The 16,685-nt window shown below is 72.3% G+C and carries 13 protein-coding genes; 6 read left to right on the top strand and 7 right to left on the bottom strand.

The features are described 5' to 3' along the window. From ACZ5ON_RS03105 to ACZ5ON_RS03095, 3 genes are read left to right on the top strand one after another with little or no spacing between them, the layout of a single operon-like run. A complete protein-coding gene (locus ACZ5ON_RS03105; protein ID WP_465584509.1) occupies positions 1-1,365 on the top strand; it encodes an O-antigen ligase family protein in 1,365 nt (454 codons plus the stop codon). After that, a complete protein-coding gene (locus ACZ5ON_RS03100) occupies positions 1,362-2,828 on the top strand; it encodes an oligosaccharide flippase family protein (protein ID WP_465584506.1) in 1,467 nt (488 codons plus the stop codon). The genes ACZ5ON_RS03105 and ACZ5ON_RS03100 overlap by 4 nt, the downstream gene beginning before the upstream one ends. Further along, complete coding sequence (locus tag ACZ5ON_RS03095; RefSeq protein ID WP_465584501.1) at positions 2,828-3,625, top strand: glycosyltransferase family 2 protein; 798 nt, start codon at positions 2,828-2,830, stop codon at positions 3,623-3,625. The genes ACZ5ON_RS03100 and ACZ5ON_RS03095 overlap by 1 nt, the downstream gene beginning before the upstream one ends. A 52-nt stretch (positions 3,626-3,677) precedes the next feature. On the opposite strand, the gene ACZ5ON_RS03090 is transcribed toward ACZ5ON_RS03095, so the two are convergent. From ACZ5ON_RS03090 to ACZ5ON_RS03065, 6 genes are all read right to left on the bottom strand, one after another. Then, a complete protein-coding gene (locus tag ACZ5ON_RS03090) occupies positions 3,678-4,658 on the bottom strand; it encodes a class I SAM-dependent methyltransferase (protein ID WP_465584494.1) in 981 nt (326 codons plus the stop codon). A gap of 67 nt (positions 4,659-4,725) precedes the next feature. Continuing rightward, on the bottom strand, positions 4,726-5,763 hold the full coding sequence (locus ACZ5ON_RS03085) for a glycosyltransferase family 2 protein (RefSeq protein ID WP_465585309.1): 1,038 nt from the start codon (positions 5,761-5,763) through the stop codon (positions 4,726-4,728). A 110-nt stretch (positions 5,764-5,873) separates the two neighbouring features. Then, on the bottom strand, positions 5,874-9,341 hold the full coding sequence (locus ACZ5ON_RS03080; protein ID WP_465584491.1) for a DUF4082 domain-containing protein: 3,468 nt from the start codon (positions 9,339-9,341) through the stop codon (positions 5,874-5,876). A 22-nt stretch (positions 9,342-9,363) separates the two neighbouring features. Continuing rightward, positions 9,364-10,059 (bottom strand): acetyltransferase, encoded by a 696-nt coding sequence (locus ACZ5ON_RS03075; protein WP_465584488.1) that lies wholly within the window; start codon positions 10,057-10,059, stop codon positions 9,364-9,366. Beyond that, the gene (locus tag ACZ5ON_RS03070; protein ID WP_465584485.1) at positions 10,053-11,147 is read right to left on the bottom strand and encodes a Gfo/Idh/MocA family protein; all 1,095 of its coding nucleotides are present in this window, start codon (positions 11,145-11,147) and stop codon (positions 10,053-10,055) included. The genes ACZ5ON_RS03075 and ACZ5ON_RS03070 overlap by 7 nt, the downstream gene beginning before the upstream one ends. 64 nt (positions 11,148-11,211) lie before the next feature. Next, entirely contained in the window at positions 11,212-12,564 is a 1,353-nt protein-coding gene (locus ACZ5ON_RS03065) for a sugar transferase (RefSeq protein WP_465584480.1), read from the bottom strand. 359 nt (positions 12,565-12,923) lie between these two features. Between ACZ5ON_RS03065 and ACZ5ON_RS03060 the strand changes: the two genes are divergently transcribed. The 3 genes from ACZ5ON_RS03060 to ACZ5ON_RS03050 are packed head-to-tail and all read left to right on the top strand — an operon-like array spanning position 12,924 to position 16,204. After that, the gene (locus tag ACZ5ON_RS03060) at positions 12,924-13,841 is read left to right on the top strand and encodes a glycosyltransferase (RefSeq protein WP_465584477.1); all 918 of its coding nucleotides are present in this window, start codon (positions 12,924-12,926) and stop codon (positions 13,839-13,841) included. Between the two features lie 3 nt (positions 13,842-13,844). Continuing rightward, positions 13,845-15,131, top strand: coding sequence for an MFS transporter (locus ACZ5ON_RS03055; protein WP_465584474.1), 1,287 nt, complete (start codon positions 13,845-13,847; stop codon positions 15,129-15,131). 2 nt (positions 15,132-15,133) lie between these two features. After that, complete coding sequence (locus tag ACZ5ON_RS03050; protein ID WP_465584470.1) at positions 15,134-16,204, top strand: TolB family protein; 1,071 nt, start codon at positions 15,134-15,136, stop codon at positions 16,202-16,204. 24 nt (positions 16,205-16,228) lie between these two features. On the opposite strand, the gene ACZ5ON_RS03045 is transcribed toward ACZ5ON_RS03050, so the two are convergent. Continuing rightward, positions 16,229-16,492, bottom strand: coding sequence for a dsRBD fold-containing protein (locus ACZ5ON_RS03045; protein WP_344635545.1), 264 nt, complete (start codon positions 16,490-16,492; stop codon positions 16,229-16,231). Positions 16,493-16,685: the final 193 nt, after the last annotated feature.

The following is a 16,685-nucleotide window of genomic DNA, read 5'->3' as shown; positions in this document are numbered from 1 at the left end:
ATGACCGATCGTCAGGCCGCGGTCGAGGCCCCGCCGAGGCCCAGCCCGACCGCGGGCGCGGCCGCCCCGGCGGCCAGGGGCGCCTACGGGATGGACGCGGTCACGGTGCTCACCGGCTACGTCCTGCTGGCGATGTTCATCCCGTCCAACCTGGTGCTGCCGGGCATGGGCGGGGTCGGCACCCCGGCGAACGTCGTCGCCCTGCTCGCGCTGCTCTGGTACCTCGCCGCCTGGCTGACCGACCGGATCGTCCCGGCCAGGGGTACCCATGCCCCGCGCATCGCCCTGGTGGTGTTCGGCGCGGCGGTGCTGCTGGCGTACATCGCCTGTGCCGGCCGGCCCGCCGTGACCAAGGAGCTGCAGGGCGCAGACCGGGGGCTGATCGCCGTACTGGCCTGGACGGGCCTGGTGGTGGTGTCCTCCGCCGGGATCACCGACCGGGCCAGGCTGGAGGTGCTGCTGCGGCGGATGGTGGTGTGCGCGAGCATCGTGGCGCTGCTCGGCTGGTACGACTTCCTCACCGACACCAACATCGCCGCCTCGCTGCACATCCCCGGCCTGCAGTCGAGCGCCCCCGGGCTGGAGACGATGAGCCGGGGCGGCTTCACCCGGCCGCGCGGGACGACCGCCCAGCCGCTGGAGTTCAGCGGAATGCTTTCGATCATGCTGCCGTTCGCCGTGCAGCAGGCCTTCGACCCGGCCCGCCGCCACCGCGGGGTGCTGCGCCGCTGGCTGCCGGTGTTCCTGATCGCCGGCGCGCTGCCGCTGTCGGTCTCCCGCACCGGCATCATCGGCGTCGGCGTCGCCCTGCTGGCCATGCTCCCGGCCTGGCGACCACGGCGGCGCACGGCCGTCCTGGGCACGCTCGGTGTGGGCGTGCTCGGTCTCGGGGTGGCGATACCCGGCCTGCTGTCCACCCTGACCGGCCTGTTCAGCTCCTTCTTCGGCAACACCGACGACAGCACCCAGGCCCGCACCGGCGACTACGCCAAGATCTGGGACTACATGCAGACCTCGCCGTGGATCGGCCACGGCATGGGCACCTTCATCCCGGAGCTGTACTTCTTCACCGACAACATGTACCTGCTGACCGCCGCCGAGATGGGCGTCTTCGGCCTCCTCGCCCTGCTGCTGCTCTTCCTCACCGGACTGCACTGCGGCGGCGCCGCCCGGCGCCTGGCCGAGGACGACGCCACCCGCGAGCTCGCCCAGTGCTTCGTCGCGGCCTCCGCCGTGGCGCTGGTCATCAGCGCCACCTTCGACTCGCTGGGGTTCCCCATGTTCGCGGGCATGTTCTTCCTGCTGCTGGGCATGGGCGGCAACCTGCTCGGCGCCCTCCGCTCGGCGGCCGGAGCGGCCAGGTGAGCCTCGGCGCCAAGGTCCGGGCCGGTGCCCGGCTCAGTCTGCTGAACACCGTGGTCATCCGGATCGGCAACTTCGCGGCCGGTGTGGTGCTGGCCCGCGCCCTGCTCGGTCCGCGCGAGTGGGGGCTGTACGCCACCGGCATGGTGGCGCTCGGGGTGCTGCTCTCGGCCAACGAGATGGGCGTCAGTCTGGCGATCGTCCGCTGGGACCGGGACGTAGCCGAGTACGCCCCGACCGTCCTCACCCTCTCGGTGCTCTCCAGTTCCGCACTGTACGGGCTGCTGTTCGTCGCGGCCCCGGCCACCGCGCGGGCGCTCGGCTCTCCGGACGCGACGGCCATGCTGCGGGTGCTCTGCTTCTCCGTGGTGATCGACGGCCTCGCCTGCGTGCCCAACCAGATGATCGCCCGTGAGTTCCGGCAGGGCGCCCGGATGGTCCTCGACCTGCTCAACTTCCTGGTCACCACCGGCACCACGCTCGCCCTGGCCTACGCCGGCGCCGGGGCGATGAGCTTCGCCTGGGGTGCGCTCGCCGGCAATCTGTGCGCCCTGGCCGGCTGCGCCGTCGTGGTGCCCGGGGTGCTGCGCCCGGGCTGGAAGGCCGCCGAGGCCCGCGCGCTGATCTCCTTCGGCCTGCCGCTGGCCGGGGCCAGCCTGCTGGTGCTCGCCATGCTCAACGTGGACTCGGTGGTGACCGGCGCCCTGCTCGGCCCGGTCGCCCTGGGCTTCTACCAACTGGCCTTCAACGTCTCCAGTTGGTCGGTCCGCAGCATCTCCGAGGCCGCCCGCCGGATCTCCTTCGCGGGCTTCTCCCGGGTCGCCGACTCCCGGGAGGCTCTGGCGGACGCCTTCGGCCGGGGGCTCGCCGTCCTGATGGCAGCCGCCGTACCGCCGTGCGTCCTGCTCGCGGTCCTCGCCGAACCGGTCGTGGCGACCATCTACGGCGAACGCTGGGCCCCCGCCGCCGGTGCGCTGCGCTGGCTGGCGCTGCTCGGACTGCTGCGGATCGCCTACGAGTTGGCGTACGACTGCCTGGCCGCGGCCGGCCGGCGCAGCTCGCTGATCGCGGTCCAGGGCTGGTGGCTGGCGGCGCTGATCCCGGCGCTGCTGCTCGGCGCCCACCGCTGGGGCATCACCGGCGTCGGCGCCGGCCATCTGGTGGTGGCGGCACTGCTGGTGGCCCCGGCCTTCTGGTGGGCGATGCGCCGGGCCGGGGCGGGTGGCGCGGTGGTGCTGCGGGCGTGTGCCCGGCCGTTCGGCGGCGGACTGCTGATGGCGGCCGTCTCGCTGCCCGTCTACCACTGGTGCGGCGAGACCCGCCTGGGGATGTTCGCGGCGGGCACGGCGGCGCTGGTGGCGTACGTACCGGTGGTGCTGCCGATGCGCCGGCAGCTGCGCGGCGGCGGGTTGGAGGCTCCGGTGCCGCACGAGGAACGGGTTCTGGCGGCGGAGGGTGAACGGTAGTGGCAGTGCTCGTACGGCAGGCGAAGCAGGTGCTGCGCGGCACCTTCGGCTTTCTGCGCCTGATGGAGACCCGCAACAAGGCGGTGCTGGCCTGGACGGCCGTCGGGCTGCGCCGGTGGGAGGACGCCGAGGTCCGCCGGCTCGCGGCCGAGCTCGGCCGGCGCCCGTCGGCGCTGGTGGCGACGGTGATCCCGACCTACCGGCGCCCCGAGGGGCTGCGGCGCGCGGTGGCCAGCGCGCTGGCGCAGACCCTGCGGGAGCAGGTGGTGATCGTGGTGGACGACGGCGCCGGGCTGCCCGAACTCCCGGATGATCCACGGCTGTTCGCGGTCAGCCTGGCCCGGAACACGGCGGTGGCCGGTGTGGTGCGCAACGTCGGGATCCGGCTGAGCTCATCCAGGTACGTCGCCTTCCTGGACGACGACAACGAATGGGAGCCCGACCATCTGGAGCGCGCCGTCAAGGCGTTGAGCGCTCCCGGCGGTCCGGACGCCGTCTACACGGCGCTGCGCCGACTGCACCCGGACGGCAGCGAGATGGACGTCCTGTCCGTCCCCTTCGACCGGCGGCACGCTGCCGAGGAGGGCTTCCTGGACACCAACGCGGTGGTGGCCCGGCGCACCCGCGCGCTGCGGTTCAGTCGGCTGCGGCGGCCGCCGGAGGTGATCCCGCGCGAGGACTGGGAGTTGGTGTTCCGCTACAGCCGGACCCACCGGGTCGAACACCTACCCGTGCCGACCGTGCGCTACCTGGTCAACCCGGACAGCTACTGGTCCAGCTGGTCCGAGCAGCGATAGCTCCCGCCCGCACCGTCGCCGGCCGCCCTCACGCGGCCGGCGACGTCCGCGTTCAGGTCGGCTTCGGCTCGCACACCATGAAGACGAAGTCGTGCCCGAGCGAGGGCAGTACGGCGTCCTCGGCGGCGAAGCAACGCTCGATGAGTCCCGCCTCCTCCTCGCCGCCGTCGCGGAAGTTCTGCGCGATCCCGGAGAACGCCACGTGCAGCACCGTTCCGCCGTAGGGGCGTTCGTCCAGCACCCGGTAGCGGTTGCGGATCGCGGGCAGCAGCCGGGCCGCGTCCACGGCCTCCGAGGGATCGTCCAGCCGCATCGACAGCAGGCTCGGCCGCACCGCACGGCGCTTGATCCTCCCGTCCGCCAGTCTGCGCCGCTCGGGCGGGAGCCCCGCCAGCAACCGGTCGACCGCGCGCAGCTGGCCACTGGTCCACTGGAACCTGGTCGGCCCGACGAACTCGTCCACGATCAGGAGTCCGCCGGGGTTCAGCAGCCCGGCGATCCGGTCCATGGTCCGGTCCAGCCGGTCGAAGTGGTGCAGCGACTGCAGACCGAGGACGATGTCGTACTTCTCGCCCGCCTGCAGCAGTTCGCGGACGTCGGCGGTCCTAAAGCCCAGTACGTCGTCCAGGCCGAGCTCCTTGGCCTGGACGGTGGCGTGGGCGATCCGGTCCGGGGAGATGTCGATGCCGGTGATGTGGTCGAAGACGCCGAGGCGGGCCCAGATCACCTCGTTGCCGCCGGTGCCGCAGCCCAGGGACAGGGCGCGCAGGCCGGTACGGCCGGTCAGCCACCGGTCGGCGACGTACTCGGGGAACCCGATCTCGGGATCGCCGCTGGCGAAGGTGTTCCACCGCCGGACCACGGCCGGTATCGCCCACCACTCCTGCAGCGACGGGTCCACGGCGGACCAGTGGGCGACCACCCGCTCCGCACCACGGATCCGCACCTTGGACACCAGTCGGTCGAGCTGCCCCCGCCGCAGCTTCCGCCCGACGCGGTAGACGTCATGACGGTTCACCAGGTTGTTGAACACGGACTCCCTTTCCCCTCGCAGAAGTTGCACCGTTCCCGGGCGTGTCGGCCGTCGCCCCGCGGTTCTTCTAGATCCCCCGCAACCGCCAGGACTTCCACCACAGCCACTCCCGTCCCTTGGCCACCACGGCCGTGAGTACCAGCGGTTGCAGGTACGGCATCGCCCGCGCCCCGATCCGCCGCCGCAGCCGCAGACCCAGGTACTCGGGCAGCGTGCGGTAGGCCGGCCAGCACTCGGCGGCGAAGGCCACGAGTTCGGCCTCGGGGACCACGTCCGTGCGGCCCCGGTCGTAGGCGCGGACGGCCCGCCGCAGCGCGAGCCGGGCGAGCTTCCGGTTGACGGTGTCAGCGAGCCCGCGCGCCCGGGGGATCCGGTCGCCGCACTTGGCGATCACCGAGTCGTAGGCGGTCTTGTTCTGCCGCAGGTCGTCCATCTGCCCGCCGAACTCGGTGGCGGACATGTTCTCGCCGTGCCGCCGGTAGTACGCCTGGTCGACGCCCCTGAGGTAGCCGACGTCGGCACGCGCGGCGAGCCGCATCCACATCTCCACGTCCCCGGCGTGCGGCAACTCGGGGTCGTAGCCGCCGACTTCACGCTGCAACGAGGTGCGGACCACCACCTCGGGCGAGGTGATGCAGCCGTGCGCCTCCTTGAAGCGGCGCTCCAGCCACCACCCGCCCGGGTAGACGGTGGTGCCGCGCAGCCGGGTGCGGGCGGGCGGCAGCGGCTCGCCGTGCTGGAAGTGGATGGGGTGGCCGTAGGCGAAGCCGACGCGAGGATTGGCGTCCAGCAGGGCGGCGGCGCGGGTGAGTGCGCCGGGGGTGAGCCGGTCGTCGGCGGAGAGCAGCACGGTGTAGTCGCCGTCGGCCCACTCCAGCAGGCCCTCGTTGTACGTGGCGATGTGGCCCTTGTTGGTCTCGTGCACCCGGACCTCGATCCGGGAGTCGGTGGCGGCCAGCTTCCGGGCGACCTCGGCGGAGTCGTCCGGAGAGGCGTCGTCGATGATCAGTACCCGGACGTCGACGCCGGGTTGTTCGTCCAGCACGCTGCTCACGCAGTCGGCGAGATAGTGCCCGTACTTGTAGCACGGGATGACCACGCTCACGGTGCTCAACTTGGCTCTCGTCCTCTCGGATCGGGTGGGAAAAGGGGTCCGGGTGGGGAAAGGGGTCCGGTCCCGCCGCGCGGCGGGACCGGACCGGAGCAGGGGAGGTGTCACCCCGCGCGGCGGGCCGCCGGGGTGGCCGACCCGCTCGGCGGGGCGAGCGGCGCCGGTTCCCGGCCAGGGACGGCCGTCTGCGGCCCCTTGGCCTTGCCCAGCAGGCCGTTCAGCGCACCGCCGAGGACGTCGGTGAGCGGCTTCAGCGGAGCGGCGAGGTTCAGCACGGCGGGCTGTGCCGCGGCGGCCGGCCGGACGTTGGTGAAGACCGGGTCGACCCAGTAGTTGGTGGAGTTGAAGGTGCTGGTCGGGAAGCCGCCGGAGCCGTACTTGTAGACGCCGTTGGCGCTGCCCGCGCCGTCGGCGACGGCCCGCAGCGGGTACGCCGAGTAGCCCGCGGCGAGGTAGCCGTTGCTGGCGGAGTAGTGCCCGTTCGGCGCGTGGTAGGAGACCACGTAGCTGGTGCCCGCGGTGATCGCCACCGGGGTGGTGAAGTTGAGCTGCTGCCAGCCGGAGGCGCTCTCGCCCGTGAAGGTGCCGGTGGCCAGCTGGGTGCCGGTGTTGCTCCACAGCGTGGCGGTGTGGGTACCGGTGTTGGCGACCGACTTGTAGAACCGCACGCCGGTGATCCAGCCGTCCAGGGTGGAGGTGAACCGGGTGCCCAGCTCGACGGCGGCGCCGTCGCCCGAGTCGATGCTGGCCGGCGCGGCGGTGGAGTCCCACAGCGAGCAGGGGCAGTTGACCGCGGGCGGGGTGGCGCTGGTGGTGAAGGTCCAGGTCCTCGGGCCGCCCATCGGGTTGCCCCACGGGTCGGTGGCCTGGACGGTGGCGGTGTAGGTGGTGTTCAGCGCCAGCTGCCCGTTGGGGCGCAGCGTGGCGGTGGCGGTCGCGGAGTCGTAGCTCGTGCTCGCGGTGACCGGGGTGCCGCCGGGGCCGGTCAGGGTGAACTTGAGGGTGCCGGTGTCGATGGTGTGGTTGAAGGTGGCGGTCGGGGTCGCGGTGATGGCGACGCCGGTGCTGCCGGTGGCGGGTGTGGTCCCGGTGACGGCGGGCGGGGTGATGGTGTCCACCGAGGTGTCGAGGACGGCGTCCACCCAGTAGTTGGAGCTGTGGTAGCTGGAGTTCGGGAACCCGCCGCCGGTGTTGTAGCGGTAGAGCGCGTTGTCTCCGTCGGCTCCGGACATCAGCGCCTTGATCGGGTCGATCCCGGCGCCCTGGCTGGTGAAGTAGCCGTCGTCGTAGGAGTAGTGGCCGCCCGGGGCGTAGTAGGAGGCGATGTAGGTGGTGTTGGCCTTGACCGGGACGGGCGTGGCGAAGGTCAGCTGCTGCCAGCCGCTGGCACTCTCGCCGGTGAAGGTGCCGGTCGCCAGGCGGGTGCCGTCGGTGCTCCACAGGCTGCCGGTGTGGATGCCGGTGTTCAGCGCGGACTTGTAGAAGCGGACGCCGGTGACGGCGCCGTTGACGGTGGTGCGGAACTTGGTGCCGAGCTCGATCGCCCCGGCGTCACCGGAGTCGGTGTGGGCCGGCACGGCGGAACTGGGCCAGATGGTGCAGGGGCACTGCTGCGGGCCGACGGTCAGGTTGACGGTGGCGACCGGCCCGGTGTTGACGGAGTCGTTGACGCCGCGGACCTGGATCGAGGCCGCGCCCTGGGTGAGCGGGGTCCAGGTGTAGCTCCAGTTGGCCAGGCCGGTGGCACCCTTCCAGGTGGTGCCGCCGTCGACCGAGACCTCGACCCGGGAGACCTGGCCTCCGCCGAGGTCGGCGGCGGTGCCGCTGACGGTGACGGGCTTGAGCACGGGCACCGTGACGCCGGCGGCCGGGGTGTTCACGGTGACGGTGGGGCCGGTGAGCTCGGTGGAGGCACTGGCCCTGACCAGGCCGGACTGCAGGGTGGTCGGCTGGACACCCATGTCGGCCAGCAGGTTGACGGTCGCCTGCTGCATCCTGGGGTCCTCGTTGGTGGCGTTGCCCACGTGCAGGGTGTCCAGGCCCCAGGACCACTGGACCGTGCCGGACCCGAAGACCAGTGCCTTGGAGACCGGGTCGCGGTAGATGGTCGGGCTGTGGGTGGCGACTCCGTTGCCGTAGGTGTTGCCGTTGTCCAGCAGGTAGGTGCCGTCGGTGATGGTGACGGTGGTGGAGGAGAGGTCGATGGCGCCCGGCGGCCGGAAGCCGTTGTCCTCGTCCACGTCCCACTCGTAGCCGAGGGTGCCGGTCGGGAAGGTGGCGACCTGTCCGGGCTGCAGGTCGGCGATCGAGGTGTTGCGCCAGATCCGCAGCTTGCCGTAGGCGGCGGGGACGGTCATCGCGTCGTTGCGGTAGCCGTTGACCCGGAACAGCTGGCCGGTCACCGCGTTCTGCGGTTTGCCGCCGCCGCGTCCGGCGCCGACCGGGTCCATCCAGGTGCCGGTCCACTGGCCGCTGGGGTCGGGCACGCCGTCCACCCCGGGGATCTGGAGCTTGGTCTCCTTGTAGCTGACCATGGTCCGGTACGGGGTGGCCGTGCCGTCGATGGAGTTCTCGAACCGGGTGCGCCAGAACATCTCGTTGGCGGAGAAGAAGGCCAGGTCGACGCCGGCGGCCCGGGCGGCGGTCACGTTGTCGCGCTGCGCCTGGTTCCAGTACTCGTCATGGCCGTTGGACATGAAGACCTTGTGGTTCTGCAGCAACAGCCCCTTGGTGGTGACGTCGATGCCGGAGAGGTAGCTGACGTCGTACCCGTTGCGCTCCAGCCAGCCGATCATCGCGTACTCGGAGCCGTAGACGCCGTTGTCGGCGCCGATGTCCAGGGGGCGGTTGTAACTCACCTTGTAGGCGCGGCCGTCGGGTGCCGGGCCGGACCCGAGGTAGAGGTTCTGGCCGCCCCAGGTGTTGTACGCCTGCCAGGTCTCGTCGCTGGTCTGCACCACGACGTCGCTGTGGCTTCCCTCGTCCCGGACCACGAACGGGTAGGGCATCAGCCCGGTGCCGTCCGACTGCGAGATGTTGGCGATGTACAGGCCGGAGACCGCGTCGCCGGGGACCGTCCAGCTGGCGGTGACGCTCCAGTTGCCGCAGTCGACCAGCCCGGTGGAGCTGTCGGAGAGGCAGTTGGGCTGGTTCTTGGCCGGGAAGGTCGCGGTGGGCGAGGTCGGCATCCGCCGGGCCCGGTTGCCCTGGTACCAGCCCAGCCGGTAGATGTCGATGGTGTACGGGGTGGGCGAGTTCACCTTGAACTGGAGGCTGTCGCCGGCCTTGACGCTCTCGTGGGTGGTGAAGCCCTGGATGGCGCCCCAGGCGTTCGGGGAGTACCAGTCCGACATCGGGTCACCGGGCTTGGTGTTCTCGCAGGCGACCTTGTTGGTGACGGGCGGGGCGCACGGGTCGCCCGCCGCGTGCGCCGCCGGCACCGCCGCGAGGCCGGTGGCCGCGAGCAGCAGCACGGCGGCCAGCAGGGCTCGCAGGAGCCCCGCCGTGCCGTGTCCGCCGCGCCTGATGGCTGGACGGGGTGGGGATGTGTTCATCGTGCTGCCGTTCTTCATTGCCGTCGCTCCCCTGATGTGCCTATGAACTCCCGGGCACCGGCCGGGGCTTCGTCGCCCCTTCGGCTGCCCCAGCCGCCGCGCGCAGGAACCGGGCCGGACTGCCGGCCCAGACCTGGTACGGAGGCACGTCGTGCAGTACCACCGAGCCCATGCCGACCAGTGACCAACGGCCGACCGTGGTGTACTCGCGGACCATCGCGCCCGCGCCGAGGTAGCAGCCGCGCTCCAGCCGCACCCCGCCGCCGAGGCGGACCCCGGTGGCCAGCGTGACCAGGTCGGCGACCTCGGTGTCATGGGTGAGTACCGTCTGCGGCATCACGGCGACGTGCGCGCCCACCGTCGCCCGGGCGGTGATCACCACGTTCGCCAGCAGCACGCTGCCCGGCCCGAGTTCGGCGGCGTGGGCGATCTGTGCGCTCGGGTGCACCAGGGTGGCGTACCGGTCCTCGGGCAGCTTCAGCCGTTCCAGTAGGTCCGAACGACTGCTGTACACCCGGGGGTTGACCGTGCACAGCACCACCTGCGCGTCGGGCAGGTCGTGCACCGCCTCGGCCGGGCCGAGCACCGGGACGCCGTCCACCTCGCTGCCGTGCAGTGCCTCGTTGTCATCCAGGAAGCCGCGCAGCCGCCAGCTGTCGCCGGCCGCCCGGGCCGCCTCGGCGGCCTCCCGGCCGAAGCCCCCGGCGCCGACGATCACCAGGTCCCGCCTCAGCACGCGGCCTCTCCCACCCGGGCCGAGGCGAGCGGCACCAGCGCGCCGTCGCGCTCCAGACTCAGCTCGGCCGCCTCCAGGATCTCCAGCACCCGCAGCCCCGACCGGCCGTCGGTGAGCGGGGCGCGGCCCTGTCGGATGGCGGCGGCGAACTCCTCCACCACCCCGCGCAGCGCCTCCTTCTCACCGAGCGCGGGCGCGACCATGTCGCCGGAGCGGTAGTTGACCTGCCGCTCCCGGCGCTCCCCGTCGCCGAGCTGCTCGGGGGTGGCGAGGTCGACGCCCCGGTCGAACAGGGCGATCCGCTGCTGCGGGTTGAGGTCGTCCCAGATCACGGTGCGCTTGGAGCCGCCGACCATGGTGGTGCGGACCTTGGTCGGTGAGAGCCAGTTGACGTGCACGTGGGCGATCGCCCCGGAGGCCAGCCGCAGCGTCAGGTACGCCACGCAGGCCCGGCCGACGCCGAGCGGGTCGGCGCCCTGTGCGGCCACCGCGACCGGCCGGTCGGCCTCGGGCAGTACCGCGTCCAGGATCGACAGGTCGTGCGGGGCGAGGTCCCAGAGCACGTCCACGTCCTTCTGGACCAGGCCGAGGTTGATCCGGACCGAGTCCACGTACTGGATGTCTCCGAGCTCCCCCGAGCCGACCAGCTCACGGATCCGGCTGACCGCCGGCGTGTAGCAGTAGGTGTGGTCGCACATCAGCACCAGGCCGCGCCGCTCGGCCTCGGCGACCAGCAGCCGGCCCTCCTCCCCGGTGGCCGCGAGCGGCTTCTCCACCAGCACGTGCTTGCCCGCGCGCAGTGCGGCCAGCGCCACCTCCAGGTGGGTGCCGGCCGGGGTGGCGACGGCGACGGCCGCCACCCCGGGGTCGGCGAGCACCTCGGCGTAGTCGTCGGTGGCGGCCACCGTCGAGTACTCGCCCAGCACCCGCCGCGCCCTGGCCAGGTCCAGGTCGCAGAGCCAGCGAAGCCGGAACTCCGGCGAGGCCTGGAAGTTGCGCACCAGGTTCGGGCCCCAGTAGCCGGCCCCGACCACGGCCAGGCCCAGCGGAGGGGCTTGCGTCCGGGCGGTCGGCGCAGTGGCTATCACGTGACGGTTCCTTTCGGAGGAAACTGACGATACGTCAATCATTGCTGCCCATCCGGCAGGTGTGTCAGTAGGCACCCTTGCCGCGGGCCACGGCGCCCGTGGTGCGCAGCAGGATCCGCGCGTCCAGCACGTGGGACCAGTTGTCGACGTAGCTGAGGTCGAGCCGGACGGCTTCCTTCCAGGGCAGGTCGGAGCGTCCGCTGACCTGCCAGAGCCCGGTCAGTCCCGGCTTGACCAGCAGCCGGCGGCGGGTGACCTCGTCGTAGTCGAGGGTCTCCTCGGGCAGCGGGGGCCTGGGCCCGACCAGTGACATGTGCCCGGCCAACACGTTGATCAGCTGCGGGAGTTCGTCCAGCGAGTAGCGGCGCAGGAAGCGGCCGACGCCGGTGGTCCTCGGGTCCCCGGGCAGCTTGAACAGCGGACCGTCGCTGTTGACGTTGAGCTCGGCGAGCTCGTCCCTGAGCTCCTCGGCGTTCTGCACCATGGTGCGGAACTTGAGCATGGTGAACTGCTCGCCGCCCAGGCCCGCCCGGCGCTGCTGGAACAGCGCGGGCCCGGGGCTGGTGCTGCGCACGGCGGCCGCGACCACCAGCAGCAGCGGGGTGAGCAGCAACAGCCCGACGGCAGCGATCAGCCGGTCGAGGATCTCCTTCGGCAGCCGGACCAGGGCCGAGCCGACGGGGGCCCGCAGGTGCAGCAACGGCAGGCCACCGATGCTGCGGACGCTGAGCCGGGCGGCGGCGACATCGGTCAGCTGCGGGCTGATCAGCAGCTGGACTCCCTCAGCGGCCAGGTCCCAGCCGAGCCGGCGCAGCGCCATCTGGTCCAGGGCCGCGTCCGGCAGCACGATGACCATCTCGCAGCCGGTGCGGCGGACCACCGAGACCACGTTCTCCCGGCCGCCCAGTACGGGAAGTTGCGGGTCGGGCCGCCGGTCCGGCGCGGGTGCAGCGGTGAGGCAGGCGCCGATCAGCCGCAGGCCGTGCGGCGACTGCCTCGCCAGGGACTCGGCCAGCTCGGCCACCCCGCCGGGGTGGCCGAGCACCAGCACCCGACGCAGGTTGCGACCGGCCGCCCAGGCGGCCGCCACCCGCCACTGCAGGACCCGGCGCAGGGCCAGGGTCAGGGCGGCCGCGCCGGCCAGCGCGAGCACCGCGTCGTAGACCAGTTCGTCGCGGCCGAGGGCGAGTCCGGAGCCCAGCACGGCGATGGCGCCGAGCACCAGGGCGGCCCTGGTTATTCGGCGGTACTCCTCCAGGCCTCCGGCCAACTGCCGCTGCCCGTAGGCGCGGACGGCCAGCAGTGCGAGCGGCCACAGCAGCGGCAGCGGCAGGACGACCTCCCGCCGCGCGCCGCAGAACTGGGCGGCCGCGGCGGTGGCGGCCGCTGCCCCCAGGTCGAGGGCGACGAGCTTCACGAAATGGTCGTACTCCCACCGCCGTTGCGGCTCCCGGGGTGTGATGACATCACGAATACTCTCCGAACGTGCGGCCGACTCGACGGCCATGCTTCCCCCCTGGTGCGTCCGACAAAGGTTGCCCCGAACTGCGAATACGAGCGCCGGACACCGACATCCCCCACCGAAGGCCGTGTCGCTCGCGTAGCACCATGCGATCCCCACCGAGCAAGGTAGCGGCCCGCTCACCTCCCGCGAGGACAAATCGCAAACAATCTCTCCAACTATGTAGCCGTACCGTGGAGATGATGTTGAGGCGAATCCCTGACCGAGGTCCGCAATCCGTCGCATACTGGGCTCGCGCCTGCTGGAGGGGAATGATGAAGCCTGCGACGGTCGAGGTGATCGTGGTCACCTGGAACAGTGCCGAGGTCCTGCCCGGACTGCTGGACTCCCTGGAACAGGGGCTCCAGGGAGTCGAATGGCGGCTGACGGTGGCCGACAACGCCTCGACAGACGGAACTCTGACGCTCATTCAGGAGCGGATACCCGGGGCCAGGATCGTCCGGACCGGCTACAACGCCGGGTACGCGGCGGCGATCAACGCCGCGCTCGCCGTTCTCGAACCCCGCACCGCCGTCCTGGTGCTCAACCCGGACATCCGCCTCTCCCCCGGCTGCGTCGCCGCCATGCTGCCGCACCTCGACCGCCCCGGCACCGGCATCGTGGTGCCCCGGCTGCACGGCGAGAGCGGCGTCCTCACCCACTCGCTGCGCCGCGAACCCGCCGTACTGCGGGCGATCGGCGAGGCCGTACTGGGCAACCGGCGGGCCGGACGCTGGTCGCTGCTCGGCGAGACCATCACCGCCGGGGCCGCCTACCGCGCCGCCACCACCGCCGACTGGGCCACCGGTGCGGCCCTGCTGATCTCCTGGGACTGTCTGCGGGACTGCGGCCTCTGGGACGAATCGTTCTTCCTCTACTCCGAGGAGACCGAGTACGCGCTGCGCGCCCGCGATCTCGGCCACCGCACCCGGCTCGCCCCCGACGCCCACGCCGTGCACCTGGAGGGCGACTCCGAGGTCTCGCCCCGGCTGTGGACCCTGCTCACCCTCAACAAGGTCCGGCTGTTCCACCGCCGCAACTCCGCCGCCGCCACCGCCGTGTTCTGGGCGGCGATGCTGCTGCGCGAGGGCTCCCGGGCGCTGCTCGGCCAGGAGCGCAGCCGGCGGGCCGCCGCGGCCCTGCTCAGTCCCGCCAGGCTGCGCACCCGGCCGACCGCGGACAACCTGGTCTGACCGGTGTACCTCTCCTCCAGTCGGGCCGCCGACTCCGCGGCCGGGACCGGCACCGGATCTCCCGGCTCCCGCGCCGGGCGCCGGGTCGCCGCCAACGTGCTGGCGCTCGGGGTGGTCAGCTTCCTCACCGACATCTCCTCCGAGATGGTCAGCTCGGTGCTGCCGCTGTACTACACCTCGGTGCTCGGGCTGACGATGCTCCAAACCGGCTTCCTGGACGGGCTGTTCAACGGGGCATCGGTCTTCCTGCGGCTCGCCGGCGCCCACCTCGCCGACCGGTTCCACGCCCGCAAGCCGGTCGCGGTGGCCGGTTACGCGCTCTCCGCCGTGTGCAAGCTCGGCCTGCCGGCGGCGGGCGCCTCGCTCCCGGGCATCAGCACCGTGCTGGCCGTGGACCGCAGCGGCAAGGGCCTGCGCACCGCCCCGCGCGACGCGCTGATCTCGCTCTCCAGCACCCCCGGGGCACAGGGCCGGGCCTTCGGTGTGCACCGCACCCTGGACACCGCGGGCGCCTTCGGCGGTCCGCTGATCGCCTTCGCGGTGCTCTCGGCCGTGGCCACCGCCTATGACGCGGTGTTCATGGCGAGCTTCTGCGTGGCCGCCGTGGGCCTCCTGGTGCTGCTGCTCTTCGTCCGCGAGCGGCGCGGCCCCCGCGCCGAACGCCGGCCGCTCACCCTCGGCGCCGCCTTCGGCCTGCTGCGCGTGGGGGCCTTCGGCCGCACCTGCCTGTGCGTGATGCTGCTGGAGACCGCGACCATCAGCGACGCCTTCGTCTACCTGTCCCTCCAGCGCCAGGACGACCTGGCCGCCCGCTGGTTCCCGCTGCTGGCCCTCGGCACCGCCGCGCCGTACCTGCTGCTCTCGCTGCCGCTCGGTTCGCTGTCCGACCGGCTCGGGCCCTGGCGGCTCTTCCTCGCCGGACACGTCTGCTTCCTCGCCGTGCTCGCGCTGCTCGTCTCCTCCCGGGGCGGGCCGGTGGTGCTGGTCGCGGTGCTCGTGCTGCACGGCGTCTTCTACGCGGCCACCGACGCCCCGCTGATGGCCCATGCCGCCGCCCTGCTGCCCGCGCACTCCCGCACCTCGGGCTTCGCGGTGCTGCAGAGCCTCCAGGCGCTGGGGATGTTCGCCTCCTCGCTGCTGTTCGGCCTGGCGTACCGCTACTTGGGGCCGCGTCCGACCCTGTACGCCTTCGGCCTCGGCCTGCTGGTCTGCCTGGTGGCGTCGGCCGTACTGGTCCGCACGGCCCTGCCCCGCCCCGTGAACGCGCCGACCGCGAAAGAGGCGAATTGACCTTGACCCGCCAAGTCCCGTCCGAGACCGACCAGGACGGGCCGCTGTTCACCAGGGGCCGCGTCGCCGTCTTCGCCGTGGCCCTGGTGCTGCTCGCCGGCCTCGGCATCGGCTACGGCCTGCACGCCGCGCACCGCGCCGACCGCGGCATGCACCACGGATCCGGCGCGGCCCCCGCCGCCGGAGAGCTCGACCTCACCGGCGCACACGGCGAGCTGCTGTTCCGCGACACCGAACCGGGCCCCGGCTTCGGCCTGCTGGCCACCGTCGACCGCGCCGACCCCACCGGCCCGCGCACCGTCGGCCACACCCCCTGCGAGCGCGTCTACGCCGCCGCCGGCACGGTCGTCTGCCTCACCACCGAGTACGGCGCGATCCCCAGCCACCACGTCAGGATCCTGGACGCCACCCTGCGCGAGCGGCGCCGGATCGACCTCGGCGCGGGTGCCCCCAACCGCGCCAGGATCTCCGCCTCCGGCCGGATGGCCTCCTGGACGGTCTTCACCTCCGGCGACTCCTACGCCGCCAACTCCTTCTCCACCCGCACCTCCGTCCTGGACGTGCGCACCGGAGCGCTGACCGCGACCCTGGAGGACTTCTCCGTCAGCAAGGACGGGAAGTCCTACCTGCCGGCGGACCGCAACTTCTGGGGCGTCACCTTCACCTCGGACGACAACACCTTCTACGCCACCATGTCCCCGGTGAGCACCGGGAAGACGTACCTGGTCAGGGGAGACCTGGCGGCACGCCGGATGACCGTGCTGCGGGAGAACGTCGAGTGCCCCTCGCTCTCCCCCGACAACACCAGGATCGCCTTCAAGAAGCGTGTCTCCAGCGATCCGGTCCGCCCCTGGCGGCTGTACGTGCTGGACCTGGCGAGCGGCAGGGAGACCGAACTGACCGAGACGCGCAGCGTCGACGACCAGGCCGCGTGGCTCGACGACACCACCCTCGCCTACACCCTCCCGGCCGCCGGCGGCACCGGCTCCGACCTGTGGACCGTCCCGGCCGACGGCACCGGCAGCCCCGCCCTGCTGCTGCACGGCGGCTTCTCCCCCGCGCTGCTGCCGTAGCCCGGTGGCCGCTGCTTCCGCAGCTCAGTAGATCAGGTAGCCCGGCCGGTGCCCCTCGTCGGCGATCTCGCCGTTCGCCTGGGCCTTCAGCCGGTGCGAGAGGTCCTCCAGCGCGCGTGAAGCCGCCAGTTCCTCCCCGATCCGCGCCAGCGGGCGGTCCTCCACGCTGCGGGTCGCCTCGCCGTGCCCGCGCAGCCCCGGTGCCCGGGGTCCGACCAGGGACGCCTCGCAGACGGTGTGCACCCCGTCCTCGGAGAAACTCAGCTGCACATCCCACTGGTTCTGCATGGCGACCTCCCAAACCCCCTGCTGCCGTCGCTACCCCAAGCGTGCGCCCCGCCCCCGCCGCCTGCAAGGCACGGCTGCCCGGGCCCCGTCCGCCGCGCGGGCGCCGCGCGTTGACCGACCGTCAGAATGCTCCACCACCCGATCGGTCCACGTGTGCCGGAGCGGCCACTCGAGAACGAATGGTTATGTTTGG

This window comes from Kitasatospora sp. NPDC032150 (assembly GCF_055579945.1).
This window is presented reverse-complemented; position numbering and strand designations above follow the sequence as displayed.